We start from the raw sequence: 25,197 nt of genomic DNA on the forward strand, positions 1-25,197 counted from the left end.
AAGATAAAGGAGGCAAAAATGATGGGAAACAAAATACAAAAGATCACAACCAACCTGTGGTTCGACTCGCAAGCAGAGGAGGCAGCTAAGTTCTACACATCCGTATTTAATAACTCCCAAATCGGCAGAATCACCCGCTATGGCAAAGAGAGTTACGAAAGTACACTTGAGGGCAAAGTCATGACCGTGGAATTTCAATTGGAAGGGCAGCACTTCGTCGCATTAAATGGGGGTCCCCAATTTAAGTTCGCAGAGGCGATATCGTTTATTGTCCATTGTGAACATCAAGAAGAATTGAATTATTACTGGGAAAAGCTCTCCGAGGGTGGAGATGAAAAGGCTCAGGTGTGCGGTTGGTTGAAAGATAAGTTCGGAGTATCGTGGCAAATCATCCCAGGCAATTTAACGGAAATGATATGCGACCCCGATCCGGAAAAGTCAGAAAGAGTGATGAAGGCATTGCTTCAAACGAAGGCCAAAATTGACATGGAATCGTTACAGCAAGCATACGACGGATTATAACCCTTGAAAGTTAAAGAAAGGCCACCCACTATGTATTTGGGTGGCCATGTCCAATCTGGATGATCACCTCTTTTTTCAAGAAAAATGCTGAGCTATATTTGTTAGATACTCTACTTCATCTGTATTTTCTTTCATATGAATGAGCATCTTGGCATCTTCTCCAACGACATACCGGAATTGACTTGTACCGTCTGTGGCCGCTTGGTATATGGTTTCGGCAACAATTTCTGGAGGTGAAGCGTATGCCGGTTGTTTTTCCATCTCACCCAATTTACCCCGAAACGCAGTAGTAAACGGCTTATAATCTGTTAATGCATCATTAAAAAAGAACTCCATCGATCTTCCGCCAAAGTCGGTTTTAATAGCACCTGGTTCAATCAGCTTTACTTTGATGTTTTGTGAGGCTAATTCATAAGATACCGACTCCGAAAAACCTTCCACCGCAAATTTAGATGAATGATACAGAGACATCGTAGGAAAGGTCACTTTCCCTCCCATAGAAGAGATATTGATCAGCATACCTTCTTGACTGGCTCTAAAATGTGGCAACATGGCTTTAGTCATTCTGATCAGACCAAAAACATTCACTTCAAACTGTCTTCTAATCTGCTCTTCCGTAGCTGCTTCTATAAGACCCATTGTTCCATAACCGGCATTATTAAGAAGAACATCAATTTTACCAAACCGCCCAATCGCCTCCGCTAACGCAGATTGAATAGTCTCTTCTTTCTCGACATCAAGCCTTAGCACCAACACATTATCCAGTGTAATGAATTCAGTTTCTTGTTCGGGTGAACGCATCGTGGCTACTACGTTCCATCCTCTTTCAGCAAAATGTTTTACTGTAGCTCTCCCAATGCCTGATGAGGCACCCGTGATAAATATTGTTTTCATAACAATTCCTCCTAAAAGTTGTGTGAGTGTTTGGATTCACTACATTCAGCTCTGCTCCTGCACTAACTGCTCCAGGCTTACCAATCCCTCGGCAATGGTTGTAAGTTTAGCTTTATATTCTTCTATCCCAATTTGGATGCAGATGACCTGCGCTGGATGCATTTCATCTTTGTAGAGCGAATATTGCTCAAGCAATTGATCTAATTTTGTGTTTGATTCCTCTTGGGCTTGCTTCAACCAAATAATCACCTTGTCATACCCAACGAATTCACCAAAATAAAGCCTCATCATAAAATCAGATTTCCTGATACTGTCTCCTTCTAGCGGGGCTAGTAAATAGGCATTAAAACAATCTCTGCCTTTAGGCGTTATATTTAAAAGATTTTTGTTAGGCTTACCGTCCTGGAGCACGCTTTCCTTAGTGATCAATCCCTCCTTTTCGATGCGGGAAAGTGTGGGGTAAATCGTTCCATAACTAGAACTGTAGAAATTAGAGAATACATTTTCTAATAGCTGCTTTATTTGGTATCCAGTCAACGCTTCTTTCATAAGCATGCCTAAAATAACATCCTGACTGTTCAAAATTTGACCTCCTTGTAGTTTAGAAATATCTGTATATCTCGATCACAATATATCAAACCAATATATAACATGTCAATATATATCTGAAGTATAAAGTGGCGGGTTAGAGATGCACTAGAAAAAACGTCGATACCAATGCGATTACCACGGCCGAGTACCTGAACGCTTAATCCGGGCCGCCCTGAAAAACGCACAGGGTTATGACCTTTTTTTCCTATGCGAGGACGATATTCCTTACGAGGATACATGGGACCGCAGCTGGAATCAAAAGCGGCATTTTGGTTTGCTTTAACCAAGGTAGTGACTATTCTCGTGTTGATTGCCATCTGGGCAATTTTGCTGGTGATTGGATTCAAAACAGATGCCGGAACAGTGACTTTCAGTAATATTGGGGCACATGGGGGGATTTCCAAACGGGGTTTCGGGTTTCTTCTTTCCTTTCAAAAGCTACCATTCACCAATCCAAACCGGTTTTAAATTTGAATATCCCATTTCCTTTAGCAGATCCCACGCATTATTTAGAATATGAGATTTGCCTTTGGTAAACCACTTTTGCCGATCTTTCATTAGATACGAGATGATCTCCGCTATATGTTTTGGCCTGCCTAGGTGAATTGTTGTTTCCAGATCATTTTTATGTGCTGTAATATCGTAAAATGCCCAAAATGTATGAGGATCTTCGTCTGGCGGATCTGCCTGGAAAATTAGTGTGACTTTAGTATTCTTATTCTCTTTTGGGGAAAGATTTAACGTGAGATGATATCCGCTCGAATACCAATAAACAAATGCGTGACCATCAATGGTTATATTTCTTAACTGGCTTTTCATCAAAAATCGTCCACCTTGAATTAAGATTTCTACAGTTCATCTGATAGTGCTGCTGCTTGTTTTCAATTAAAGATAGAACCTTCTGGCCTGCTCGTCAAAAAATTCGGTCACCCTCGTATACTCAGCAATATCGATATGGTTTTGCCACATGATCCGCTGCATAAAGATAGTTTCCGTAAAGATTTTATTGATGACTCTCCTGCACAATACTGGATCACCTTTAAAGTAGTCCACCAAATGATTGATCTCGTCAAAATTAAAATAAAGGATATAACAAACAAAATTCTGCAGCAAAGTGCTGAAACAATGATCGCGATAGGGAGCAGCACGATTATCCAAGAGAAAGCTGCGCATCATCTCGAATACCTTTGTCTTATTGTCCGAATAAGTGTCTATCAAGTTATCCACGTTATTAATTAGCTGTAATATAGCGTCTAATCCTTCCTCCGGCGGCAGGCTCAGCTTGGGCTGTTTTCCTTCTAGGAGTCCTAACAGCTGCAAAGTGAGGTCTTTACAGGCATCGATTTCTTCAGGAGTCAGGTTTATTTCATTGCTGTACCTCTCCAAGTTCGCTCTATAGAAATCGTGATACTCAGAGAAATAATGCTCCATAGTTATATTCGTTTTCGTATGAACCAAATCTTGGCTGCTGAAAGAAAAGGAGTAAAGCGTCTCCTCATTAACCGGGTGAGCATAGAGGTAGAAAAAGAAGAAAAAGTCTCTTAATTGATGTTTCTGTGCATCGTTTAATGTGGCGGCATCCGTTAATTGAGCGAATTGAAAAAAGCAATAGTTCTTCATAAAATCATTCATTGCATTGAACGGATTCTTGTGGACAACGGAGGTCGTCGTGTTAATGGTAAACAACAGATAATAAAATATAAGCTCATCATACACATCCAGATGGTTAAAAGAAGCCGACAGCACAGGTTTCCAGTCCGGACTAACGGTGTAATTAGGATCTTTAGGTTGTAATTCATACGCCCACTCTGTAAAGGATTCATGCTCAGGGCCGATAAAAAATAATTCTGCGGTATCGTCTTCACATAGGCAGTATTCAAAGCTGTCCGTTTTTATGGCCGGTAAGCCTCTGTCAAATTTTAGATTTAGATATTCATTATACAGGAGTTGAAATTCCATCAGTTATAACCTCCTCACCTGATTGTCACACTATTATTATGCGATAAAAAGCAGGGCATCAATAAGACAGCAGGGTTGAAGCTGTGTTGGAAGCGGCCTGCTGCTTGCGGAACTCGGAAGGAGACATGCCGCTAAGCTTATTGAATACGCGGTTGAACTGTGAGAAGCTGTTAAATCCGCATTGCTCAGCGATAACGGAAATCTTATCACGGGTGTAGAGCAACATTTGCTGGGCATTGCGGACCCGGGTCATCTGGATATATTCGGTTAGTGTAAAGCCAGTGATCGACTTGAACTGGTGCGATAAATAATACGGGCTGATATAGAACTCCTTGGCAATGGTATCAAGGGATAGCTCACCGTTGCAATGACTGTGGATGTACGCGGTGACCGAGTATATTTTTTGCATAATCGTATTTCCGATCTCATCTTTCACATAACTGTTCCGGTCCCGCTGCTGGCACAAAACGCACATAAACTGCTGGAACAGGCTGTGAATCAGCACCGGATTCAGCGGTGAAACGCCGTGCGATAAGGTGAAGATAGCGTTAAGGGGATCAAATACGGCTCTGCGCGGCTCGCCCGTTAAACGGTAGATCGGCACTTGTTCAGTAAAAGGAAGAAGCATATTTTTGTATGCGGTTTCTAAGCCGGGTATATTCCTAGGCATGGAAAAGTTAATGATCAGCCGCTTATGCGGAGGACCTACCGGATATTGTGTCTTATGCAGCCGGTACGGACGAAGTAGAACAATGTCATATTGTTGCAGGGCATAGATATTCCCCTCGATGATATGGACGGCTCTGGAATCCAGTAAAATATGAATTTCGTAAAAATCATGAAAATGCTGAAACTCCATATTGATATTGTGGGACCGTTCATCATAATCGAAATAATAAAAAAGAGAATCAACTGGAGTATTGATGTTTACGCTATACCCTTGCGCATACAACAAATCGCTTTCCAGCATAGGCTCTCACCGCCATCTTCTGTAATTTGCACTTATTATACGACCAGAAAAGCAAGATTTGCAATGTATGGGGGTCATTATGGCAAATATAACGTAGTTTTTGAGTAGAGGGATTTGTTATAGTGCAATATGAAAGCGGATGCAAGGAGTGAGGCAGGATGTTTTTGACAGAAGAGAAGCTGGCCCGGCGTCAGGCTGAAATTGAAAAACACAGGTTTTAGAATGAATAGGAGCAGGCACCAACAATGAGAGGGGACCCCACAATGGCAGGAGAAGGAACGGAGCAACTGATGGACAACAGCCGGGTTAACAAAACCGAATTAATTGGGAAACTGAACCGCGTGACGGATAAGCTGCTGAAGCTCGAGCGGCCGGACAATGAAGCCGAGCTGCAGAATTTAGGGGAGGATGCGGGGCGGCGGGGGTATTTTGCCCGTGATTTCGGAATGGAGGAATGGGACTGGCCGCAGGGAGTGGGGTTATACGGGCTTCAAAAGCTTGAGCGGCATTTCAAGGACAACCGTTATCAGGATTATGCCAAGCCGTGGATGGATAAGCAGCTGGAGAAGGGGCTACCGAGCCGGAATATCAACACAACAGCCCCGCTGCTGTCACTGATGGAGCTGGCGGAAGCGGAGGAATTGAGCCTCGAATGGGTGCATTGGCTGATGCATGGCCTGCCGCGGACGAAGGAGCTTGGCTTTCAGCATGTCACCACAGGAGCGAGTAAACATGAGATTACGCTCAATGACAATGAAATCTGGATTGATACGCTGTTTATGGCTATTTTGTTCACGGCAAAAATGGGGGTTAAATACGATAATTCCGAATGGCGGCAAGCGTCGCTGTACCAGCTGCTGCTGCATATCAAATACCTGTATGACAAAAAGACGGGACTGTTCTTTCACGGCTGGCATTTTGGGGGGCGGCATAATTTCAGTGAAGCCTTCTGGTGCCGCGGCAATGGCTGGTTCACACTTGGTCTGCCGGAATATCTGGAGCTAATGCGCCCGTATCTGGACAGTGGAGTCTTCACTTATCTTCAGCAGATCCTGCATTCACAGGCAGAGGCCTTATTGGCTTGCCATAGCGGGGACGGGTTATGGCATACGCTGCTGGATGATCCCGGCAGTTATACTGAAACGTCCGGGTCGGCCGCCATAGCGGCTGGTATTCTGCACGGTGCCCGCAGTGGGCTGCTGCCGGAGTCGTATGCACAGCCGGCACTAAAGGCGATTCAGGCCATACTGGGCAGAATCGACAGTAAGGGTACAGTGCTTGGCGTATCCGGCGGTACACCAATCGGTGCTCTAAAAGAAGATTATAAGCAGATCATTATTGCCCCGATGGCCTATGGGCAGGCGATGGCTTCAGTTGCACTCGGCGAAGCATTGTATTACTGTTGAGTGCCGAGAAATAGGACCGGCGATTAACCGCCGCTTGGTGGCAAGACGAAGAGATGGGTATGCGGGGTTGCGCGGCTACGGCTGTGCACACCCCGCCTTTTTAGGGTCAGGGACATCTTGGAATAAAAGCAACCTGGGTAAAATTGGCTGTATTCCCTCTGCTTGCTTCGTTGGCCGGGTCCGCGCCGCATGTGCTATAATGGCAGCAATTCGGACGGAAGATTGTCCATGAAGCACAGTCAAAATTGAATGGCTCATGCATCAACGGCCGAACCGCGGCCGGGTATCCTAACGGTTGTAATGGAGGGGGTTGTCTATTGTTCCGGACCTGGTATCACCGATTACTTCTGTCCTATTTTCCTATTTTTTTGCTTACCGTGACGATACTGATTTTTGCCTCCTTTGTGTTTATCAACGATATTTCACGAACGGAAACCAAAAAAGCGGACCGCATTACCGCCAGCTATCTCGTGGATAATGTGGACCGAACGGTCAAGGAAGTCGAATTGTCCGTACTGGAAGCTGCCGAGCGCAGTGATGCTTACAAGCGTTATTTCAACAATCAAGGCCAGACAGATAAGGGGACCATCTATGCCGTTGCCCAGAATCTGCGCAATCTGACCCGCGAATCGCCCTATATTCAGTCCATCTACCTTTATGATAAGACAAATGAAAGCGTTTTAACAGAAACTGGATTAAAGGAGCTTTCAGGATTTGCAGACGAAGACTGGATAAACCGCATAACCTCCGGCCCTTTGCCGGAGGGCTGGCAGCCTGTCAGGGAATACAAGGATGGGTTCATTCAGCGCACGTCTGTGCGTGTGCTTACCATAAACAAAGGCATGCCTCTGCCCTTCGGCTCGGAGGGAGTGCTCGTAATCAATCTCAAAATGAGCGGGATTGAACAGATCGTTGACAGTATGGTCAACGAACAGCTGTCCTTCCTGACCATTCTTGACAGCGATGGACAGGTCGTGTACCAGGCGCATTCGGACAGTGAGGGCGTCCGGAATGGAAAGCAGCTGAATACCCTGCATCTGAAAAGGCTCGGCTGGACGTTTGCCAGCGGGATCAAGGCTGGGAACCTGTTCAGCTGGGTGTCCGTGATTTCCTATCTCTGGGTGGCTATTGCCATTGGAACGGTTGTGTGTGCGATTCTATACCTGGTTTATGTTACGCGGCGAAATTATAAGCCGATTCAGGTGATTATGAACCGGATTGAAGGCCATCAAATCCGGAAGATGGACCAATCCAACGACCGAACGGACGAAATGATGCTCATTGACGGGGTGCTGGAGGATCTGATCAATCATATGACGGATTATGACAAGAAGAGCAAGGAGAATCTGCTGCTGCAGCGCAGCAAGCTATTCAACGATCTGCTCCACAGCGAGCGGCTGGACAATGTCGTCCAGCGGCTGGAAGAGCTGTCGCCGCTCTCCGGTGCTCACTCCACATCCCGCTTTACGGTTGTGCTCAGCGAAATCAACCGCTACGAGAAGGTGTTTCAGGATCGGTACACAAGGGGCGATCAGAACACGCTCAAATTTGCCTTGATGAATGTCTTTCAGGAATTGGCCCGCAGTGCGGAATTGCAGGGCTGGGCGGAGTGGATCGGGACCGACCGTGCAGCGATTCTCTTCCTGGCGACGGGAAGCGATGAAGAGCTGACGGAGAAAATCCGCATATTCGCCGAGGGCTGCCACTCCTGGGTAGAGCAGAATTTGCGTATCTCCCTCAGCTTCGGCATCGGACCGGCCGTGACCGGTCCGGGTGCGATCCGGGATTCCTATGTGGCAGCAGGGAATGTAATGCAGCACAAGCTTTTGATGCACGGAGACATCGCCTTGGCGGAAGGCGGAAAAGCACGCCAGCCGCTGCTTGAAACGTACAAGTATTTGCAGATGATTGCCGAGTTTGTCAAGCAGTTCCGGATGTCGAGCGGCCAATGGCGGGAGCAGTTGGACGGAATTTTCGAGGCGTTTAAACAAGATTATTTGCAGGATAACGATATTCGCTCTCTAATCCAGGCCATGCTGCAGATGTTGAGCCGGGAAGTGGCCGTGATGTCAGAGCAACTGCAGGACGAACTGTCAGCGGAGAATGCTGCGAAACGGCTGAAGCTGCTGGAAGAGGCAGAGTCCATAGATGAAGTGAAGGGTATTCTGTTTGAGTATTTCACCGATGTATTCCGCACCTATGTCTCCGTCAGCGAGACCAAAAGCTACCGGGCGATGGTCACCGAGATGAAGAACTATATTGAGGAGAATTTTGCCAATCCTGATCTTTCCCTGAAGCACCTAAGCGACCGGTTTCAGGTATCGGGCAAATACGCCAGCTATCTTTTCAAAACAGAGTTTAATATGAAATTTATTGATTTCGTTACAGAGCTGCGAATGAAAAAAGCCGAACAGCTGCTTTTGGAAACGGAGTATTCGCTACAGGATATCGCGCTCCAGGTGGGCTACGCGAATGCTATTACGTTCGGAAGGGTATTTAAACGAGTCGCAGGAATCACGCCGGGCGATTACCGTTCTTCGAAGCGCGGCCGCCCAACGGCCAGAACCTGAACCGCATGCCATTTGTATTTAGGGCAGCACGTGAACAGCTGAGTTTATTCTTGGAATATAGGGGCCGCATTCCTGCCCGCAAACCTCTGCCAGGAGGGCGCAAACACATGGATGCGGCCTTTTTTTGCACATTTTTGAAAGCGGTTTATCATACGAAAATGGTTGTATGGATAAACAGGAAGTCCGAATTCACGGTTAGGGAAGCATCCGAAACAGGTTTATTGTCAAACCACCGGGGTTCATGAAATACTGTGGGCATCCCGGAACAACAAGCGGCCAGGCAGTGCAGAGGTAAAACAAGCAACATGTCAGGGGCGCCGTTTAGGGACAGACAGGTCTATGCTGGGGGAATCATAAAGTCACCATTAAGCCCGAAAGGCGAAGGAGATGGGAAAATGACAGTGAACGTAAACCAAGGAGTTCTGAAGAAGGCAATCGGGATCGGATTGACCGCAGTAATGGGGGTTTCCTTGCTGGCCGGCTGCTCTTCCGATTCAAAAAACAACACGGCAAACGGGGGTTCGGCGGCAGGGGGAGACAGTGCAGAGCGCGTCACGCTTAAGGTAGAAGTGTTTGACCGCGGCAACAGCCCGGCACCGCATACCATTACCAACAACTATCTGACTAAACTGGTGCAGGAACGGTTCGGCGATCCGAATAACATTGATGTCGAATTTGTACCGATTCAACGCTCCGAGGAAGTTACGAAGCTGAACGTTTTGATGGCGAGCAATACCGATGTGCCCGATATTGTGTTTACGTATGACTCCAGCGTATTTTACCGCTACGCCCAGCAGGGTGGTCTGACCGATGTTGGAGCACTGCTCGATGAACATGGCCCGAACCTGAAGAAATTTATTGGCGAGGATACGCTGGCATTCGGGCAGCTTGACGGCAAGCAGTTCGCGATCCCTGGTAAACGGGCGATTACGGGCCGCTACAGCTCTTATATCCGCCAGGATTGGCTGGATAAGCTGGGCTTGCCTGTGCCAACGACGACCGATGAGCTATACACCACTTTGAAAGCGTTTAAAGAAAAGGACCCGGGTGGTCTCGGCAGCAAAAATATCCCCATGGGCATGGCGCTAGCTCCGGCCCAATTTGAAACACTGATTTATTCCTTTATGAAGCCGGTCAGCGGCGATCTGACCTACGGCCAGCGTTACGAGCTGCCGCTTCATGAGGGCTTTAAGGATGCGATGCAATTTCTGAACAAGCTCTACAATGAAGGGCTGATCAGCAAGGATTTCAGTCTGGATGAGGATAAAACCCAGCTCGCCAAGGATATCCAGAACGGTAATGTAGGTTACTGGTCGGAGGATGTGGATGTCCTGTTCTATGCCGACGGCACCCTGGACAATCTCTACAAAAATGTGCAGGGAAGCAAGGTGCTCCCGGCAGACGTCCTGACCAATGCCAAGGTTGACAACAAGCACATTAAATCCCGCTATGCCTCAAACGGTATGTATATCATGATTCCGAAGAGCAGCAAACGGGCGGTAGAAGCGGTTAAGTATCTGGACTGGATGGCTTCGGACAATAATCTGATTGATATGTACAGCGGTGTTGAAGGGGAGAACTATGATCTGGTCGATGGCATTCCCGTCGTCAAAGCCGATGCTCCTCAAGAAATTGTTGACCGCATTTATAACGCCGGCGACATGGCCATCATCTCCAACGGTAAAAACATCGGCGATCAGGCCACCAATGAAAAAGCATGGGTGAGCGGCTTCCCGGAACACAACCAGGAAACGCTGAAGCAATCGATCGCGATTGCCAACACCGATACAGTCGGCCCGCTCGTCTTCGGCAAGCCGATCGAAGCGGAATCCCAATACGGCACCACACTCAATGACAAACTTGCCGTGATTATTGTAAAGACAGCGATGGTCAAACCGGAGGAATTCGAAGTGGTTTACGAACAGGAGATGAAGGATTACATGTCCCTGGGCGGAGCCAAGCTGAAAGAGGAGCTGGAACAGGCGCTTAAGGAGCTTCCGGCTCAATAAACAAATATAAAGTGAAAACCGGGGGGGAAAGGTGTGATACCGCTCCACCCGGTTTTTCTCCTTAGGAGGAAACCGACTTGAGCAAAGAGGCATACTTTAGACGGTATTGGCAATTATACGCGCTGCTTTCGCTGCCTATTCTTTATTTCCTGATCTTCCGCTACGGTCCGATGTATGGCGTGCAGATTGCTTTTAAGGATTTCAACTTGTTTGAGGGGATTGGAGGCAGTGAGTGGATCGGCTTCGACGCCTTCCGCGAGGTCTTTGGAATGAGGGAGTTCTACAGCACTTTGCGCAATACTTTTATGCTGAATTTTCTGGATTTGCTCGTCTCCTTCCCGGCCCCGATCATACTGGCGATTATGCTGTATGAAATCCGGTCGGTATGGTTCAAGAAAATATCTCAGACCATATTGTATATTCCCCACTTTATTTCTTGGGTGATTATCGGGGGGATCGTATATCAATTGTTCGGCAACCAATCCGGTATGGTGAACGGTGTACTGGAGAGTCTGGGTCTGAATCCCGTCCCGTTTCTGACCGAAAAAAATCCGTGGCTGATCACCTACCTGTTCACAGGTGTCTGGCAAAGTGCCGGTTGGGGCACTATCCTTTATCTGGCCGCTTTGACCGGTGTCAACAAGGAGCTGTTTGAAGCTGCCGAAGTAGATGGAGCGACAAGGCTGAAGAAAATCCGCTATATTACGCTTCCCAGCATTAAACCAACCATCGTGACACTGCTTATTCTCAATCTCGGGAAAATGGTCAGCATCGGCTTTGACCGGCCTTACATTATCGGTAATACGGCTGTTCGTGAATATTCGGATGTGCTCAGCACCTTTGTGTACCGGATCGGTCTGGAATCGGGCCAATATACGCTGGCTACCGTAGTCGGATTGTTCCAGGCTGTGGTGGGGCTGGTGTTCATTCTCGGCTCCAACTATATTTCGAAAAAAGTGACCGGAGACGGTATTTTATGATAAAGAAGGAAGGAGGCGGAGTGTTATGAGTGAACGTACCTCAAACCGGATATTTGATATCGTTAATATTACGTTTGTTGCCTTGTTCGTTTTGTTCTGCCTGGCTCCGTTTTTGCATGTGATTGCCGTGTCGCTCAGCTCCAACCGGGCAATTACTTCCGGAGAAGTAACGATTTTTCCCATCGAAGTGAACTGGGATGCGTACATTAAAGTGTTTTCCGACAATGCGATGATCCGCTCTCTCATCTTCACGATTGTTCTGACGGCTGCCACAACCGTGCTGTGCATGCTCTTCACGATTGCAGCTGCCTATCCGCTGACCAAAGGAAATCTGAAGGGCCGCAAATTTTTTATGTATCTGATCGTTATCACGATGTTCTTCAGCGGCGGTATCATCCCTGAGTATTTGCTGATCCGCGATCTGCATTTGCTTAATTCGGTGTGGGCGCTTATTCTGCCCGGCCTGGTCAGCCCCTTTAACCTGATTATTCTGATTTCCTTTTTCAATAACATTCCTCCCAGCCTGGAGGAATCCGCTGAAATTGATGGCAGCTCCCATTTCCGCACACTGACGAGTATCGTATTGCCGCTGTCCATGCCGGTTATGGCTACGCTGGCTCTCTTCTATGCGGTGGGACGTTGGAACGGCTTTCAGGATTCCCTTATGTATATCAACAATCCGGATCTGTATCCCCTCCAGCTTAAGCTGTTCCAGATGGTGCAGAACAATATGGTATCGGAACTGACACAGCTTGAGGGTGCCAACCGGACTGCACTGACACCGGAGAGCCTTAAGGCGGCCACTGTCGTCTTCGCTACGGTGCCGATCCTTGCCGTCTATCCATGGCTGCAGAAATATTTTGTCAGCGGTGTCATGTTAGGCGCGGTCAAAGGCTGAACTGAAAGGCGTAATGAAAGGGGGGATTTCTATGGAGGACAAAGGGGCGTTCTCGTTCTCAACCTGCTGGAATATTAAGCGGCATACTTCAGGCAGCGGCATGCTGCAGGAGATCCGCGATCTCGGCTTTCGGCGGGTAGAGCTGAACTATAATGTGACTGAAGAAATGCTGGCAACCATAGAGCCGATGATTGAGCGGGGGGAGATCGGCATCTCCAGCGTCCACAACACCTTCCCGCATGTTCGAGATCCCGATTACGGCACGGATTCCGTGCTGCTCGGCTTCGAGGAGGAGGAGAAGCGGCAGCGGGCCATCCAGCTGCTGGTCCGCTCGGCCGAATACGCCCAGCGCTACGGCGGCGAAGCTGTTGTGGTGCATCCCGGAGAAGTACCCTTTCCGAATGACATCAGCAGGGAGCTGGGGCAGATTTATAACGGAGAGGGCAGAGATTCGGAGGTTTACCGCAGCAAATGGGCAGAACTGATGGAGCGGCGGGCAGCTTATAGTGCCGGCTACGTTCAGACAATTACCGAAAGCCTGGATGAAGTGTGCAACCAGGCCGCTTCCAAGGGACTGAACGTCCGCTTTGGCATCGAGACACGCTCCAGGCCGCAGCAGATTCCGACGCTTGCGGAAGCCCGGACGATTATAAGGGCGCTAAAGGGAGCGCCTGTGGGCATATGGTATGACACCGGTCATGCCATTATGATGGACCGTCTGGGTCTGTATGACAGTGTGGGGGAAATGGAAGGCCTGATGGATGATATTGTGGGTGTCCACATTCATGAGACCATCGGTCTCTCCGACCACTGGTGCCCTTATGTCCACAGCAAGGATATGGATTTCTATGATGCTTATCTACCGATGATTGAGCGGGCGCAGGTCAAGGTGTATGAGCTGAAGGCGGCCTGCCGGCCGGAGGAAATCAATGCAAGCCATCAATTGCTTGCCGCCAAGCTGGCGGGCAGAGGACAGGCCGGATGCTGAGCGAAGAAGACCGCAGGCTGGAGCAGAATGTGAATTGGAGGGAATTTTGCAATGTACAAGCAACTGGTGGACAGTAATGACAAGGCGGTGGAGGCAGGACTGTCCCGGCAGGTGCTCGATCCGGTGAGCCGCTATTATGGCGGGACAATTGATCCCGGCACGGGGATTGCCTGGGTCAATCACACGACCGGCACGCCGACCGATATGTGTTATTGGGGGGCTGCTCTGGCCAACCCCGATTCCAAGTACTACCGGGATGAACCGCTGCTGGACCGGCTGCTGCTGGCTACAGAATTCGTGCTGCGTGCACAGCATGCGGATGGCACCATCTCTCCAGGCTGGACGAACTATCATTCTCCGCCGGATACGGCCTTTGTCATCGTTGGCTACGCTCAGCTGTACCAATTGCTGGCGCAGCAGGAGTGGGCGCCACTGCAGCCGGTGCTGGACAATATGCGGCTGTTTCTCAAGCGCACGATTCCCGCCATGCTTACGGGAGGTTGCCACACGCCGAACCACCGCTGGGTGCTGTGCGCAGCGCTTGGCTTTCTGCATGAAATGTTTGGGCTGGAAGAGGCCGTTCAGCGGGCGGATCAGTGGCTGGCGGAAGGAATGGACATTACACCGGACGGCGAATGGACGGAACGCAGCAATGGCATTTACAGCGCAGTCAGCGACATCATGCTGATACATGCGGCCCGTCTGCTGGACCGGCCGCAGCTGCTGGACCCGGTTCGTCTGAATTTGCACATGATGGTCTATCTGGTCCATCCTACGGGTGAGGTCGTTACCGATTATTCCGGACGGCAGGATCTGGGAAGCTTTCACGATCTGTCTCCGTATTATTTGCCGTATGCCATTTTGGCCCGTTCCGACAAGGATGCACTCCTTGCGGGCATGGCTGAATGGGCCGGGCGGGCACTGTCCGATCCGGGCGTCTGCTCTGTCAACGTGCTTGTGCGGATGCTATTGGAGCCGGAGCTCCAGCAGCCCTTTGAGGCACCGGCGGACCTTCCCGTGAAATATGAGAAAATATTGAACGGTGATTTTCTGCGGCACAGCTATCTGCAGAATATGGAGGAGTCCGGCCATCAGGGGCGGATCTACCACAGCCGGCTGCATACCGATTTCGGAGCGCCCGTGGCCCGCTACCGGGACGGAGAGACCAGCGTGACGCTAATCACGGAGACACCATCCTTTTTTGCGCTCCGTCATGGTGCCGTGAGACTGCTGGCCGTGCAGCTGGCTTCTTACTTTTATCCCGGGTATGTGCCGATGCAGGAAATGACCAGGCAGCCTGAAGGATACCGCTTGGCAGGAGAGCAAAAGAAGGGGTATTACGGTCCAGTCGAAGGAGCGCTGCTCCCGCAAACATCCAGGGCGCCGGTAAGCCCATGGTATTTACTCCCGCACCAGAGCCGCCCGCTTACGCATGAACAGACGTTCCGTGTGGAGGCGGAGGTTCAGCGTACTGACAAGGGCTGGACACTGCGGGTGCATGGCAATAAGCCGGGAGAGGTCATGACCCAGCTATCCTTCATTTTTGGCTTGGAAGGAAGCTTCACCTCGGGAGAACTGCAGTCTGTTGGAGAGGACTGTTACCTCTGGAGTGGTGGTAACCTCCGCTACGTTTGCGGCGAGGACTGGATTGAACTGACGGGGGGCGAACTGGGCCATCTGGCAGCTACGGTACGTGAGGCGAAGCTGCAGAATAACTGCAAGGCGGTGCTGGTCAACTTTATGACCCCGTTCGACAAGACGTTTACCATTACCCTATCCCCTTCCATGATAAGAGAGTAACCCTCTGCAGACCGGTTAAAAAGAACAGCGGTAATGTTTGATATGGATTAGCCTTCGTCACCAGACTTCGATCAGTTCTAATGTATATAGTACCTCAGAATGGTTTAAACGAGGCTTAAACCTCCATCATGATGTATTTTGTACATTCAAAGGATAGCCATAAGGCTCTTTTCGGCGAATGCTGCGGTTCATGCTGCACCAAATACACTGAAATCCTAAAACGAGCCTACTTTTTCCCATCCTGATGTATAAAGTGCACTCTTGCGATCCCCCCCTAGGCTTCAGCGTACCTCCCGGGAGGCCGCTTTCGAATGAGCCAGCTATTTGATAAATCGAAGAGTTCGGGCAAGCCAAGGCTTACTGCATGAAGGCAATGAACAAAACATAGATCGGCTTAACGAACTGCTGAACAAATTAACCACCATAAGGCACTCCGTGTAACGGAAAAGGACGCATGAAGCTCTGTCAGGATCATCTATAATGAACATCGAGTGTAACGGCAAACCCAAGGCCTTAATCTATGCAAGATGCAGGATTAAGGCCTTGGGTTTTTGTGATTTAATTGGCGCTGGACGTAGGTCTGACAATCATCTCATTCACATCAACTTCGGCAGGCTGCTCGATGGCATAGAGAATGGAACGGGCAATAGCGGACGCCGGAATGGAAATCCGGCGGTACTCCTTCATGGACTGGCGGGCTTCCTCATCCGTTATGCTGTCGGCAAGCTCAGATTCCGTAACGCCCGGGGAGATCAGAGTCACACGGATATCGCCGCCAACCTCCAGACGCAATCCCTCAGAGATGGCCCGGACGGCGTATTTTGTAGCGCAGTATACCGCAGCGGTTGGGGTTACGCTGTATGCCCCAATGGATGCGATATTAATAAACTGGCCGAAGTGCTGCTGCTTCATAATCGGAAGTCCCGCTGCAATGCCATGCAGTACACCACGGATGTTCACGTCAATCATGCGGTCCCATTCATCCACTTTCAAAGCCTCAAGCGGTGAGAGAGGCATCACGCCCGCGTTGTTCACGATGACGTCCACTTGTCCGAATGTGCTGTTTGCAAAGCTGATGAATTCATCCATCTGCTCCCTTTGGGTCACATCCAGAACGTGATATTCTGCCGTACCTCCTTTGGAACGAATCTCCGAGACGAGAGCTTCTAACCTTTCTAACCGCCTTGCCCCCAATACGACGCGGCCCCATGTTGGGCAAGCAGAAGCGCCGTCGCTTCACCGATCCCGCTGCTTGCCCCTGTAATGACAACCACTTTTCCTTTTACATTTCTCATAGGTTATTCGCTCCTTTGATTGTTTGTTCTTCACGATAGAAGATCATACCGGCATGGTAGAGCACACCGTCTCGAAATTCACCATCGGCTGTGAACCCTGTATCGTCGATATAATCGATCCGGTCCCCTTTAAGCGTGTAGCTGCCTGTGTATGCGCTTTGCCTGTTGCCGCGTGCCTCGTCATAACGTCCGTTTGGCAGCAACTCCTGGCGGATATGCCCGTCTGCGGTAACCCACATGCTGACATAGGATGTGTTTTTTGTATTCATGCTTAACTCAGCCCTCTCCGATTTGAAATTTTGGATGTAGCTTTATTATGGAACAACAGTAATTGTGCCCGGTAGAAGATTCATGGCAAATAATTGCCTAATCCTCCAAGACCGCTAACACAAGTTAAGGCGTAGCGTTGCCCGAAGGTCTCTGTTAGTGACAAAAGCGTCATTTTGCCCTGTGTTACTTCTATGGTTGTTGTTGCAAAATGTGGCTATAGTGAGTAACAGGAAGGGGAGAACAGAATATGGGAGCCGTCATTCAAACCAAAAATTTATCCAAAACTTATGGAACAACACCAGTACTCAAAAATATCGATGTGGTGATTGAAGCCGGAGAACTTACAGCGGTTATGGGGCCTTCGGGGTCAGGAAAATCCACGCTGATGAATGTGTTATCTACGATTGATCAATTTACCGGCGGTGAGGTGTGGCTGGAGGGGAAGTCGCTGCTGGATCTGAATAGAAGATTACTCCGGCAATTTCGGCAGGAGCGTATGGGATTTATTTTTCAAGACTATAACTTGCTGGATACGTTAACGGTGAAAGAAAATATTCTGCTGCCGCTTTCGCTGCGCAAGTTCAAGTCCGAGGAGATGGAAGCGAGGCTGGTGCCCATTCTGCAGGCGCTCAATATTGAGGAAATCCTGCATAAGTATCCGAATGAAATCTCAGGCGGACAAAAACAGCGGGCAGCCTCGGCGCGGGCGATCATTACGAAACCGGCAATTGTATTCGCCGATGAGCCGACAGGGGCGCTTGATTCACGGTCTGCGACTCAATTGCTGGAGCAGCTGGTTGGCTTAAACGAAGCGTTTGGCACGACGATTATGATGGTCACTCATGATACCTATGCCGCGAGCTATTGTAAAAGAGTCATTTTTCTGCGCGATGGGGGCATTGTAAATGAGATCTATGCCGGTGATCAGACCCAGAAGGCCTTCTACGACCGTATTCTGGAAACCCACAGTCTTATGGGGGGCAAACTGCGATGAGTCTGCTCGATCTAACGATCCGGAACGTAAAGCGTAATTTCCGCCTCTATACCATCTATTTATTCTCCATGATCACGGGCGTCATCATTCAATTCACGTTCTCGTCTCTCATGTATAACGAAGATATTATGGATGCGCTGCAAAACCGCGGTAACTTCCAAACGGGTGTAGCCATTGCGTCAGTTGTCGTCTTTATATTCATCATTTTCTTCATTCTGTATGCCAATTCGTTCTTCATGAGGCAGCGCAAAAAAGAGTTCGGGATGTATCTGCTGTATGGCTTAAGCGAACGTCAAATTACGGTGATGGTATTCTATGAAACGCTGTTTATAAGTGCGATTTCCCTGGTAACAGGAGTACTGCTGGGAGGCTTGCTGTCCAAGCTTTTCGGGATGCTGCTGATGAACCTGATGCAGTATGATCAGGTCATCTCGCTGTCGTTCCCTGTTCAAGCCATGCTTTCCACCGCAGGGTTGTTCTTCTTACTGGCCCTCATCATCAGTGTACAAAGCTATATTATGGTGAACCGGGTGCAGCTTACGGAATTGTTCCATGCCAAGCAGAGGTCAGAAAAGCCTGTACGGGTCTCCGCCGTTATTGCGATATTCTCATTGCTTCTTCTCGGCATGGCCTTCGCTTTAATCAGCAGCGGGAAGGGATCCACTTTCTGGCAGGACTACGCAACCTGGAGTATGATTGCCGTGACCATCGGAATTATTGGTGGAACGTATTTGTTTTTCCGTCAATTTGCAGGGTGGCTGCTTCAGGCACTAAGCCGCCATAAGAGCTACCACGAAGGTAATACAGTGCTGTGGACCTCTTCTCTGCGTTTTCAAATCAGGGGCAACACCTTGAATCTAACGTTTATCTCCTTGTTCAGTGCGGCAATCATGATGCTGATGTGCTTTATGACGATTAACTACAAGGTACAGTTTGACGCGGTGGGGAGAAATCTGCCGAACCATATAGCATTCCAGTCACTGGAACAAGCAACAAACGCTAAAATCGATGACTTGATCAAAAGTTCAAAGCACGAGATTACCTTTCACCTGACGCATGAGGGTTTAGTGGTCTCACCTGTGACTGATATGCATATGGCAGTGGATAATCCTGAATATTACACATCCGATATCCTGCTTGTATCTCAGCGGACCTACAACGAGCTGATCGCGAAGCGGGGCCATAAGCAAAGCGTAAAGCTGCAAGGGAATGAAGCGGTCACTCTTTCGCAAGGATCGGACTTTCCAAAGCGGTATGCACCAGGAGAGCAGTCCAGCTTCACAGTTAGGACGGATACGGAAACGACATTCAAGCTGACTGAGAAAAAAGATTACGCGTACCTCGGCTGGGCCTCGGACCCGGAGGACTCGATGATCAAAAAGCCGGCAGTGTTCGTAATCTCCGATGCCGCGTATCAAGACATGTCCGGTCATGCGGACACCAAGTCCTTTGAAATCTACGGGATTGGCGACGCCAGAAATGCCGAGGAGCTCTCGAAGCAAGTACACGCCATCGTCACACAGACGCCGGGCGCCTATTACTCCTCGTTCGCGGATGTGTATTCGAAGCAGATTGAAGGCTCATCCTTGATGCTGTTCTCCAGCGGGTTCCTCGCGCTGATCGCGATCTTCGCGTTAGCCAGCGTCATATATTTCAAGCAATTGCGCGAAGCTACCGATGAAAGGCAGCAGTACTCGATCCTGCGCAAAATCGGCGTGGATAACCGGCAAATGAAAAACGTGATCCGCAAGCAGCTGCTGTTCGTATTTTTTCCGCCGCTTGTGCTGGGTGTGCTGCACAGCTGGTTTATTATCAATTATTACATTCTCGATTCCGTGCAGGGTTTCCCCGGACTTACAGGCATGGTCTGGGGCATCATGGGCGTCTACTTCCTGATCTACTTGCTGTTCTACGTCTCTTCCACGAATATTTATTATAAAATCGTAAACGAAAATGATTAGCGGACACGGCAAAAAACGCAATTTCCCACTGCGGGTCATTGCGTTTTTTCGCTGTCTGGTTGCAATATGCTCAGATAAGGATCATGGTTCTTCGGGAAGTGGATCGTGAATTCGCTGAAGCTTCCAACCTCGGATTCACACGTGATGTAGTGTCCCAGCTTCTTCGACAGCTCCTGGGCCAGGTATAAACCCATGCCTGTCGATTTAATTAACGTACGCCCGTTGGTTCCCGTAAATCCCCGGTTGAATATCCGCGGCAGGTCCTTACGGTCAATGCCGATGCCATTATCGCGGATGATGAGCAGCTTCTCTTGCTGCGTGACCCGTGTGGCGATGGAGATTTGTCCCTGGTCATAGGAATATTTCAGACTATTCGTGACCAACTGGTTTACGATAAAAAACAGCCACTTCGAATCGCTCTGCACGAAGGTGGATTGTATGTCCAATTGGATGCCTATTTTTTTGGAAATAAAGGTTTTGGAGTGATTTTTAACAACCTCTTTGGATAGTGCCTCCAAGTTACAGTTCACAATCTCGTAATCTTGGTTGAAGCTGTCGAGCTTGGCATAATACAAGGCTTGATCCACGTAGTGCTCGATTCGTGAGACCTCTTCCTCCAGGCTTTTGGGATCGATCTCCGTTTGCTGCATCAACCGCAGAATGGCAATGGGTGTCTTTATCTCGTGAAACCATGAGACGATAAAGTCATAATATTCTTTTTGCTTATCCTGCACTTCATTCAGGGCGCGAATATGCTTGATCTCCAGCTGCTGTGTGGCCGTGCGGTGAGCTTCCGCCTCCAGAGACAACGGCTCGGTGTCGTCATCGTGCATGCGGTGGATGGCCTGCACATTCTTCTGGTAGCGATGGAGCAGGAAACCAGCCAGACAGAACAGGAGCAGTGTCAGCGCATAGAAGAAACTGTTCCAGTGCCATGTAACTTGCGGATCTGTAGCAAACACGGCAATCGTTAGAAAGAAGCCTATGGCATAAAGGTACATGTACGGCCGTTCATACTTAATAAATCGCCAGAATCTCATTCGATGAGATACCCCATTCCTTTACGTGTAACGATGAAATCCTCGACCCCTAGCATGGCAACCTTACGCCGCAGGCGGTTCACATTGACAGTCAGTGTATTGTCGTCCACAAATTGCTCATCATTCCATAACGCCTGCATCAATACGTCTCTGGGGACGATCTTGCCGAGATTCCGCATCAGGGTCTGCATTATAATGAATTCGTTCCGTGACAGATCTGCCGTCTGCTCCCCATACTGAATGGAGGAGTTGGACAGGTGAAGAATAAGCTGACGATGGGTGACTTGCAGGCTCTCATCCTGGTAGGTGTAATTGCGGCGCAGCAGTGCACTCACTTTCGCCACAAGAATACTGAGGTCGAATGGCTTCTGCACGTAGTCGTCCGCGCCCATATTGATCGCCATGATGATGTCCATGTTCTGATTGCGTGAGGACAGGAAAATAATGGGTACCTTAGAGACGTGACGAATTTGCTGGCACCAGTAAAACCCGTCATACATCGGTAAATTCACATCCAACAGCACCAAATGCGGCTGCCCGTTCACGAACTCGTCTAATATCTGCTCGAAAGAGGATACCTCAATGACCTCGTATTGCCATTTACGCAGAGTGTCGGCTACAATATGTCTGATTTTCTCGTCGTCTTCTACGATCATGATTCGAAACAAAGGAATTCCTCCAACTCACAATGAAATAATGATAGCTTAATTACTCAAATTTCGCAGGCTTGAATAAATTATACAATGAAAAAATGGACAAAGCTTTCCCCCAGTGGAGAAAGCTATGTCCATAACTCTTTACTTGTCCAGTGCTTTCAATACGGCTTCGATGCCATAGGTGTTGCCAAGTGGTCCGTAGCCCATTGCGAGCGCACCGTTGACGGCGTGCGTCTGGCCGCTCTCAACCGCCTTCAGGTCTTTCCAAACTTCGCTCTGCTCCCACTCGTCTGTCATGGAGGCTGCTGACGGATTCTCATAGTTGAAGTATCCCAGAATCAAATGGTCCGGGTTCAGCGCGCTTAAACCTTCCAGTGACATCTCAGCGCCTTCCGTCATGGCCGGACTCTCCGGTGCCTTCAGTCCGAGGCCCTTGTCGTAATAGGGGACTAAGTATTTCGTTCCACCCAGCCATACGGCGTTGTTTCGCACTTGAAGGAATGCGACAGTTCCTTTGACATCGGCCAGTTTCTCCTTGGCATCCTGCAGCTTGGCTTGATATCCGGCGATGAACTCTTCCGCGACATTCTCCTGGCCCAAGATCTCTCCAAACTTCGTAACCAGCGCCGGCCAATTGCTCCACACGTCGGTGTCTGCTTCATTGATGACGACCGTTGTCGCGATTTTCGCCAGTTGATCCGTTACCTCGGCGTTGGTAACATTGCCTGCGATGATGATGTCCGGCGCATATTCCAGCAGTGCCTCCATATTGACGGTCGTGTTCTCGCCGATAATGGCGAGCTCCCCGACCTTGGCAACGTACGGTTTATACGTGTCGGTGTTCAGGGAGGAACTGTCCTTCGTGAACGGCAGCGCGAGGCCAATCGACTTCAAATCGAATAGCAGGATGGAATCGACATATCCCCAGTGAACGACAGCGACGCGCTCCGGTTTTTCCTGAATGACAATGCTGCCGTTGGCCGCTTCGACCGTTCGCGGGAAAACGGCGGGAGCCGCCGTTTCTTGTTCGGGCGCTTTTGGCGGCGGGCTGGCCGTTCCTCCATTATTAGACTCTGCATTGCTTGAGCAGGCACTGAGAAGCAGGAGCAAACAGATAAACCCTGAAAATAAGGCAGACCATGATGTGGTATTGCGATCTTTCATATATTGGGCATCCTCTCTTCATCTTTGAAAATGATGATCATTATCAATTACAATCACAATAGTATCATCACACGAGTCCGGTGAGAATGAAGAGATTCCCGATCCGAGGATGGACAATTTCACCGGTATCAGACCCCCTGATACCGGTGAAATGAATTCCTGCACGTTCAGCCCTCTCTGCTGTCGAAGTCCACTTGGCTGGGCGCAACCCCTTTATACTTTTTGAACAGTCTGCTGAAATAGTACGGATCCGAGTACCCAATGCTTTTGGCAACGGCGGATACAGAGAATTGCTTCGTTAACAGCCACTCATGTGCCTTATTCATCCGGTAATGGATCAGATAATCAATGGGGCCTGTCCCGGTATATTTGGTGAACAGATATGAAAAATATTTAGCCTTCAATTGGTAACGGTCGGCCAGCTTTGTCAGCGTCAGCGGCTCGGTGAAATGCGACTGAATATACCGGATTGCGTCCTCAATAACGAGATAGCTGTCCTTGTTCTGATGGTAACGCTCAGATTGCAGCACTTTGGTGATTAACTGGTAAAATAGGGATCGTTGATTCAGCTTATCCATCACTTCTGGAGCGGAAGCGGCGTTCAGCAGCTGCTCCACCAGCCGCAGCAACTCCGGATTTAGTGTAACCTCCAGGCAGGTAATGTCCTCCGGACGCCGCTGTTCCTTCTCATCAGCTGGCCCGCTCGGCAGGTAATGAGCCAGGCAATACTGGAAACCGTCTGTACCCGGAGCTACTTCCAATTGTCGGCCCGCTCCTCCGAACAAGATGTGGCCAGGCTTCAGTCTGTAACGCTCCACTTCGTCGAAAACGAACGTGGCTTCCCCCTCGAGTGCGATGATGACACCACATTTGGCAGTGGGCTTGTGGACATGTCCGCTATAAATACGGTTGCCCTCCAGCCAAGTGCGGTACACACCGAACAGCTGGATCGGCGTTGTTGCGAAATATTGCGCAAGCTCTTCATAGGTTCGCGACATCCAAGGATCCTCCTAAACAATCGTTAACCCTAAGATTCTCAATATATAAATGAGATTCATTATCAATTGCAAGTTACGAAGCCATTATAGAGAATATGTCTCTCCATTGCAATGGCCGAACTGTTTACTTATTATAAAATTAGATCCTGAGGTGCCTGATATGGAGCATTTAATCGATGACATTGATAAAAAGAGGAGCGGTAGCGACCGCCCGAAAGCTTTCCGTAGGAAAGCTCGCATCGTAAGCATAAGCTGCCCTGCAGATTTCAACCGCGAAGGGCGGTATAAATAAAGAAATCTGCAGACGGGCAGCGGCCGGAAGTCCAAACATTCGCCGTAGTCATGATCCAATCCCAATTAGAAAAATTATAAGTTCAATCTATATAGAGCTTATAAAGAAGGAAGTGTTAAACAATGAATATAACAACGGTTATGCAAGAGCTTGAAGCTCTCGGCAAGGAACGAACCAAAAAAATGTACGTATCCAATGGCGCACAAGAACCTCTTTTTGGGGTGGGTACAGGTGATATGAAACCCATCGCCAAGAAAATAAAAGTCAATCAACCCTTGGCTGAACAGCTCTACAGCACAGGGAACTACGACGCAATGTACTTTGCCGGCATCATCGCAGACCCCAAAGCAATGACTGAAGCGGATTTTGAACGTTGGATAGATGCGGCTTACTTTTATATGCTGTCTGATTATGTGGTTGCAGTAACCCTGGCAGAAACAGATTTTGCGCAAGAGGTTGCCGATAAATGGATCGCAAGCGGCGAGGAGCTGAGAATGTCAGCAGGCTGGAGTTGTTATTGCTGGCTTTTGGGGAATCGTACGGACGATGAATTTTCCGAAAGAAAACTGGCTAATATGCTTGAGACTGTGAAAAATACGATTCATGATTCCCCTGAACGAACTAAATCCGCCATGAATAATTTTATGTACACAGTGGGGGTATCTTATTTGCCGCTCCATGATCAGGCGGTCGAGACCGCACAGGCCGTAGGCCCAGTAGAAATGAAACGGGACAAGAAGAAAAGCAGTTTCCTGCGTGCTTCCGAAAACATTCAAAAGGCAGTTGATAAAGGGCAGATTGGTTTCAAACGTAAACATGTAAGGTGCTAAACGTGCCGTTTATCTACCATACACGAATTCAAAGCAGCCCATGAGGCTGCTCAGGCTGTCGAGAAAGTCTCGACAGCCTTATTTATATGCAATTAGTTTAATACGACACC

Annotated in this window: 21 protein-coding genes and 2 pseudogenes; 12 read left to right on the forward strand and 11 right to left on the reverse strand. The window is 48.9% G+C overall.

Annotated features, from left to right (window positions below):
- Positions 1-21: 21 nt before the first annotated feature.
- Positions 22-522, forward strand: coding sequence for a VOC family protein (locus IEY53_RS26515; protein WP_189030368.1), 501 nt, complete (start codon positions 22-24; stop codon positions 520-522).
- 75 nt (positions 523-597) lie between these two features.
- On the opposite strand, the gene IEY53_RS26520 is transcribed toward IEY53_RS26515, so the two are convergent.
- Both IEY53_RS26520 and IEY53_RS26525 read right to left on the reverse strand, forming a co-directional pair.
- The gene (locus tag IEY53_RS26520; protein WP_189030370.1) at positions 598-1,416 is read right to left on the reverse strand and encodes an SDR family oxidoreductase; all 819 of its coding nucleotides are present in this window, start codon (positions 1,414-1,416) and stop codon (positions 598-600) included.
- 45 nt (positions 1,417-1,461) lie between these two features.
- A complete protein-coding gene (locus IEY53_RS26525) occupies positions 1,462-1,998 on the reverse strand; it encodes a PadR family transcriptional regulator (RefSeq protein WP_189030372.1) in 537 nt (178 codons plus the stop codon).
- 276 nt (positions 1,999-2,274) lie between these two features.
- Between IEY53_RS26525 and IEY53_RS26530 the strand changes: the two are divergent.
- Positions 2,275-2,454 (forward strand): annotated as a pseudogene (locus IEY53_RS26530) (amino acid permease); the annotation flags it as partial.
- Here IEY53_RS26530 and IEY53_RS26535 read toward each other — a convergent pair.
- The 3 genes from IEY53_RS26535 to IEY53_RS26545 form a co-directional block, all read right to left on the reverse strand.
- Positions 2,446-2,826 carry a hypothetical protein gene (locus IEY53_RS26535; protein WP_189030412.1) on the reverse strand — a complete coding sequence of 127 codons (381 nt, stop codon included), beginning with the start codon at positions 2,824-2,826 and terminating at the stop codon, positions 2,446-2,448. The pseudogene IEY53_RS26530 and the gene IEY53_RS26535 overlap by 9 nt on opposite strands.
- 66 nt (positions 2,827-2,892) lie before the next feature.
- Complete coding sequence (locus IEY53_RS26540; RefSeq protein ID WP_189030376.1) at positions 2,893-3,966, reverse strand: hypothetical protein; 1,074 nt, start codon at positions 3,964-3,966, stop codon at positions 2,893-2,895.
- A gap of 58 nt (positions 3,967-4,024) precedes the next feature.
- Positions 4,025-4,936: a helix-turn-helix transcriptional regulator gene (locus IEY53_RS26545; protein WP_189030378.1), complete on the reverse strand. Its 912-nt coding sequence runs from the start codon at positions 4,934-4,936 to the stop codon at positions 4,025-4,027.
- A 263-nt stretch (positions 4,937-5,199) separates the two neighbouring features.
- Between IEY53_RS26545 and IEY53_RS26550 the strand changes: the two genes are divergently transcribed.
- The 7 genes from IEY53_RS26550 to IEY53_RS26580 all read left to right on the forward strand — a co-directional run bounded on the left by IEY53_RS26550 (position 5,200) and on the right by IEY53_RS26580 (position 15,587).
- Entirely contained in the window at positions 5,200-6,342 is a 1,143-nt protein-coding gene (locus IEY53_RS26550) for a glycoside hydrolase family 88/105 protein (protein WP_229696378.1), read from the forward strand.
- A gap of 317 nt (positions 6,343-6,659) precedes the next feature.
- Entirely contained in the window at positions 6,660-8,912 is a 2,253-nt protein-coding gene (locus IEY53_RS26555) for a helix-turn-helix domain-containing protein (protein ID WP_189030385.1), read from the forward strand.
- Positions 8,913-9,307: 395 nt separating this feature from the next.
- Entirely contained in the window at positions 9,308-10,921 is a 1,614-nt protein-coding gene (locus IEY53_RS26560) for an extracellular solute-binding protein (protein ID WP_189030387.1), read from the forward strand.
- A 77-nt stretch (positions 10,922-10,998) separates the two neighbouring features.
- A complete protein-coding gene (locus tag IEY53_RS26565; RefSeq protein ID WP_189030389.1) occupies positions 10,999-11,901 on the forward strand; it encodes an ABC transporter permease in 903 nt (300 codons plus the stop codon).
- Positions 11,902-11,926: 25 nt separating this feature from the next.
- The gene (locus IEY53_RS26570) at positions 11,927-12,799 is read left to right on the forward strand and encodes a carbohydrate ABC transporter permease (protein ID WP_189030391.1); all 873 of its coding nucleotides are present in this window, start codon (positions 11,927-11,929) and stop codon (positions 12,797-12,799) included.
- A 31-nt stretch (positions 12,800-12,830) separates the two neighbouring features.
- Positions 12,831-13,787, forward strand: coding sequence for a sugar phosphate isomerase/epimerase family protein (locus IEY53_RS26575; RefSeq protein ID WP_189030393.1), 957 nt, complete (start codon positions 12,831-12,833; stop codon positions 13,785-13,787).
- Between the two features lie 51 nt (positions 13,788-13,838).
- Positions 13,839-15,587: a hypothetical protein gene (locus tag IEY53_RS26580; RefSeq protein WP_189030395.1), complete on the forward strand. Its 1,749-nt coding sequence runs from the start codon at positions 13,839-13,841 to the stop codon at positions 15,585-15,587.
- 558 nt (positions 15,588-16,145) lie between these two features.
- On the opposite strand, the pseudogene IEY53_RS26585 reads toward IEY53_RS26580, so the two are convergent.
- Positions 16,146-16,882 (reverse strand): annotated as a pseudogene (locus IEY53_RS26585) (SDR family oxidoreductase).
- Positions 16,879-17,151: an Atu4866 domain-containing protein gene (locus IEY53_RS26590; RefSeq protein ID WP_189030397.1), complete on the reverse strand. Its 273-nt coding sequence runs from the start codon at positions 17,149-17,151 to the stop codon at positions 16,879-16,881. The pseudogene IEY53_RS26585 and the gene IEY53_RS26590 overlap by 4 nt, the downstream one beginning before the upstream one ends.
- 248 nt (positions 17,152-17,399) lie before the next feature.
- Here IEY53_RS26590 and IEY53_RS26595 point away from each other — a divergent pair, with 248 nt between their 5' ends.
- Both IEY53_RS26595 and IEY53_RS26600 read left to right on the forward strand, forming a co-directional pair.
- Entirely contained in the window at positions 17,400-18,146 is a 747-nt protein-coding gene (locus IEY53_RS26595; RefSeq protein ID WP_189030399.1) for an ABC transporter ATP-binding protein, read from the forward strand.
- Positions 18,143-20,107: an ABC transporter permease gene (locus IEY53_RS26600; protein WP_189030401.1), complete on the forward strand. Its 1,965-nt coding sequence runs from the start codon at positions 18,143-18,145 to the stop codon at positions 20,105-20,107. The genes IEY53_RS26595 and IEY53_RS26600 overlap by 4 nt, the downstream gene beginning before the upstream one ends.
- Before the next feature lie 35 nt (positions 20,108-20,142).
- Here IEY53_RS26600 and IEY53_RS26605 read toward each other — a convergent pair whose 3' ends face one another.
- From IEY53_RS26605 to IEY53_RS26620, 4 genes are all read right to left on the reverse strand, one after another.
- Positions 20,143-21,147, reverse strand: coding sequence for a sensor histidine kinase (locus IEY53_RS26605; protein ID WP_189030403.1), 1,005 nt, complete (start codon positions 21,145-21,147; stop codon positions 20,143-20,145).
- Entirely contained in the window at positions 21,144-21,815 is a 672-nt protein-coding gene (locus tag IEY53_RS26610) for a response regulator transcription factor (RefSeq protein ID WP_189030405.1), read from the reverse strand. The genes IEY53_RS26605 and IEY53_RS26610 overlap by 4 nt, the downstream gene beginning before the upstream one ends.
- A 129-nt stretch (positions 21,816-21,944) precedes the next feature.
- A complete protein-coding gene (locus tag IEY53_RS26615; RefSeq protein WP_189030407.1) occupies positions 21,945-22,967 on the reverse strand; it encodes an ABC transporter substrate-binding protein in 1,023 nt (340 codons plus the stop codon).
- Between the two features lie 167 nt (positions 22,968-23,134).
- The gene (locus tag IEY53_RS26620; RefSeq protein WP_189030409.1) at positions 23,135-23,965 is read right to left on the reverse strand and encodes a helix-turn-helix transcriptional regulator; all 831 of its coding nucleotides are present in this window, start codon (positions 23,963-23,965) and stop codon (positions 23,135-23,137) included.
- Between the two features lie 414 nt (positions 23,966-24,379).
- On the opposite strand from IEY53_RS26620, the gene IEY53_RS26625 reads away from it, so the two are divergent.
- Entirely contained in the window at positions 24,380-25,087 is a 708-nt protein-coding gene (locus IEY53_RS26625; RefSeq protein WP_189030411.1) for a DNA alkylation repair protein, read from the forward strand.
- Positions 25,088-25,197: the final 110 nt, after the last annotated feature.

Origin of the sequence: Paenibacillus albidus (genome assembly GCF_014644435.1) — a bacterium.
Taxonomy (GTDB): domain Bacteria; phylum Bacillota; class Bacilli; order Paenibacillales; family Paenibacillaceae; genus Paenibacillus_AQ; species Paenibacillus_AQ albidus.

Excerpts from the sequence above, each read along its gene's own strand:
- IEY53_RS26535 (WP_189030412.1), bottom strand. The coding sequence starts at position 2,826 with ATGAAAAGCCAGTTAAGAAATATAACCATTGATGGTCACGCATTTGTT.
- IEY53_RS26620 (WP_189030409.1), bottom strand. The coding sequence starts at position 23,965 with ATGTCGCGAACCTATGAAGAGCTTGCGCAATATTTCGCAACAACGCCG.
- IEY53_RS26600 (WP_189030401.1), top strand. The coding sequence starts at position 18,143 with ATGAGTCTGCTCGATCTAACGATCCGGAACGTAAAGCGTAATTTCCGC.
- IEY53_RS26580 (WP_189030395.1), top strand. The coding sequence starts at position 13,839 with ATGTACAAGCAACTGGTGGACAGTAATGACAAGGCGGTGGAGGCAGGA.
- IEY53_RS26615 (WP_189030407.1), bottom strand. The coding sequence starts at position 22,967 with ATGAAAGATCGCAATACCACATCATGGTCTGCCTTATTTTCAGGGTTT.
- IEY53_RS26545 (WP_189030378.1), bottom strand. The coding sequence starts at position 4,936 with ATGCTGGAAAGCGATTTGTTGTATGCGCAAGGGTATAGCGTAAACATC.
- IEY53_RS26575 (WP_189030393.1), top strand. The coding sequence starts at position 12,831 with ATGGAGGACAAAGGGGCGTTCTCGTTCTCAACCTGCTGGAATATTAAG.
- IEY53_RS26605 (WP_189030403.1), bottom strand. The coding sequence starts at position 21,147 with ATGAGATTCTGGCGATTTATTAAGTATGAACGGCCGTACATGTACCTT.
- IEY53_RS26625 (WP_189030411.1), top strand. The coding sequence starts at position 24,380 with ATGAATATAACAACGGTTATGCAAGAGCTTGAAGCTCTCGGCAAGGAA.
- IEY53_RS26515 (WP_189030368.1), top strand. The coding sequence starts at position 22 with ATGGGAAACAAAATACAAAAGATCACAACCAACCTGTGGTTCGACTCG.
- IEY53_RS26590 (WP_189030397.1), bottom strand. The coding sequence starts at position 17,151 with ATGAATACAAAAAACACATCCTATGTCAGCATGTGGGTTACCGCAGAC.
- IEY53_RS26560 (WP_189030387.1), top strand. The coding sequence starts at position 9,308 with ATGACAGTGAACGTAAACCAAGGAGTTCTGAAGAAGGCAATCGGGATC.
- IEY53_RS26550 (WP_229696378.1), top strand. The coding sequence starts at position 5,200 with ATGGCAGGAGAAGGAACGGAGCAACTGATGGACAACAGCCGGGTTAAC.
- IEY53_RS26570 (WP_189030391.1), top strand. The coding sequence starts at position 11,927 with ATGAGTGAACGTACCTCAAACCGGATATTTGATATCGTTAATATTACG.
- IEY53_RS26595 (WP_189030399.1), top strand. The coding sequence starts at position 17,400 with ATGGGAGCCGTCATTCAAACCAAAAATTTATCCAAAACTTATGGAACA.
- IEY53_RS26520 (WP_189030370.1), bottom strand. The coding sequence starts at position 1,416 with ATGAAAACAATATTTATCACGGGTGCCTCATCAGGCATTGGGAGAGCT.
- IEY53_RS26540 (WP_189030376.1), bottom strand. The coding sequence starts at position 3,966 with ATGGAATTTCAACTCCTGTATAATGAATATCTAAATCTAAAATTTGAC.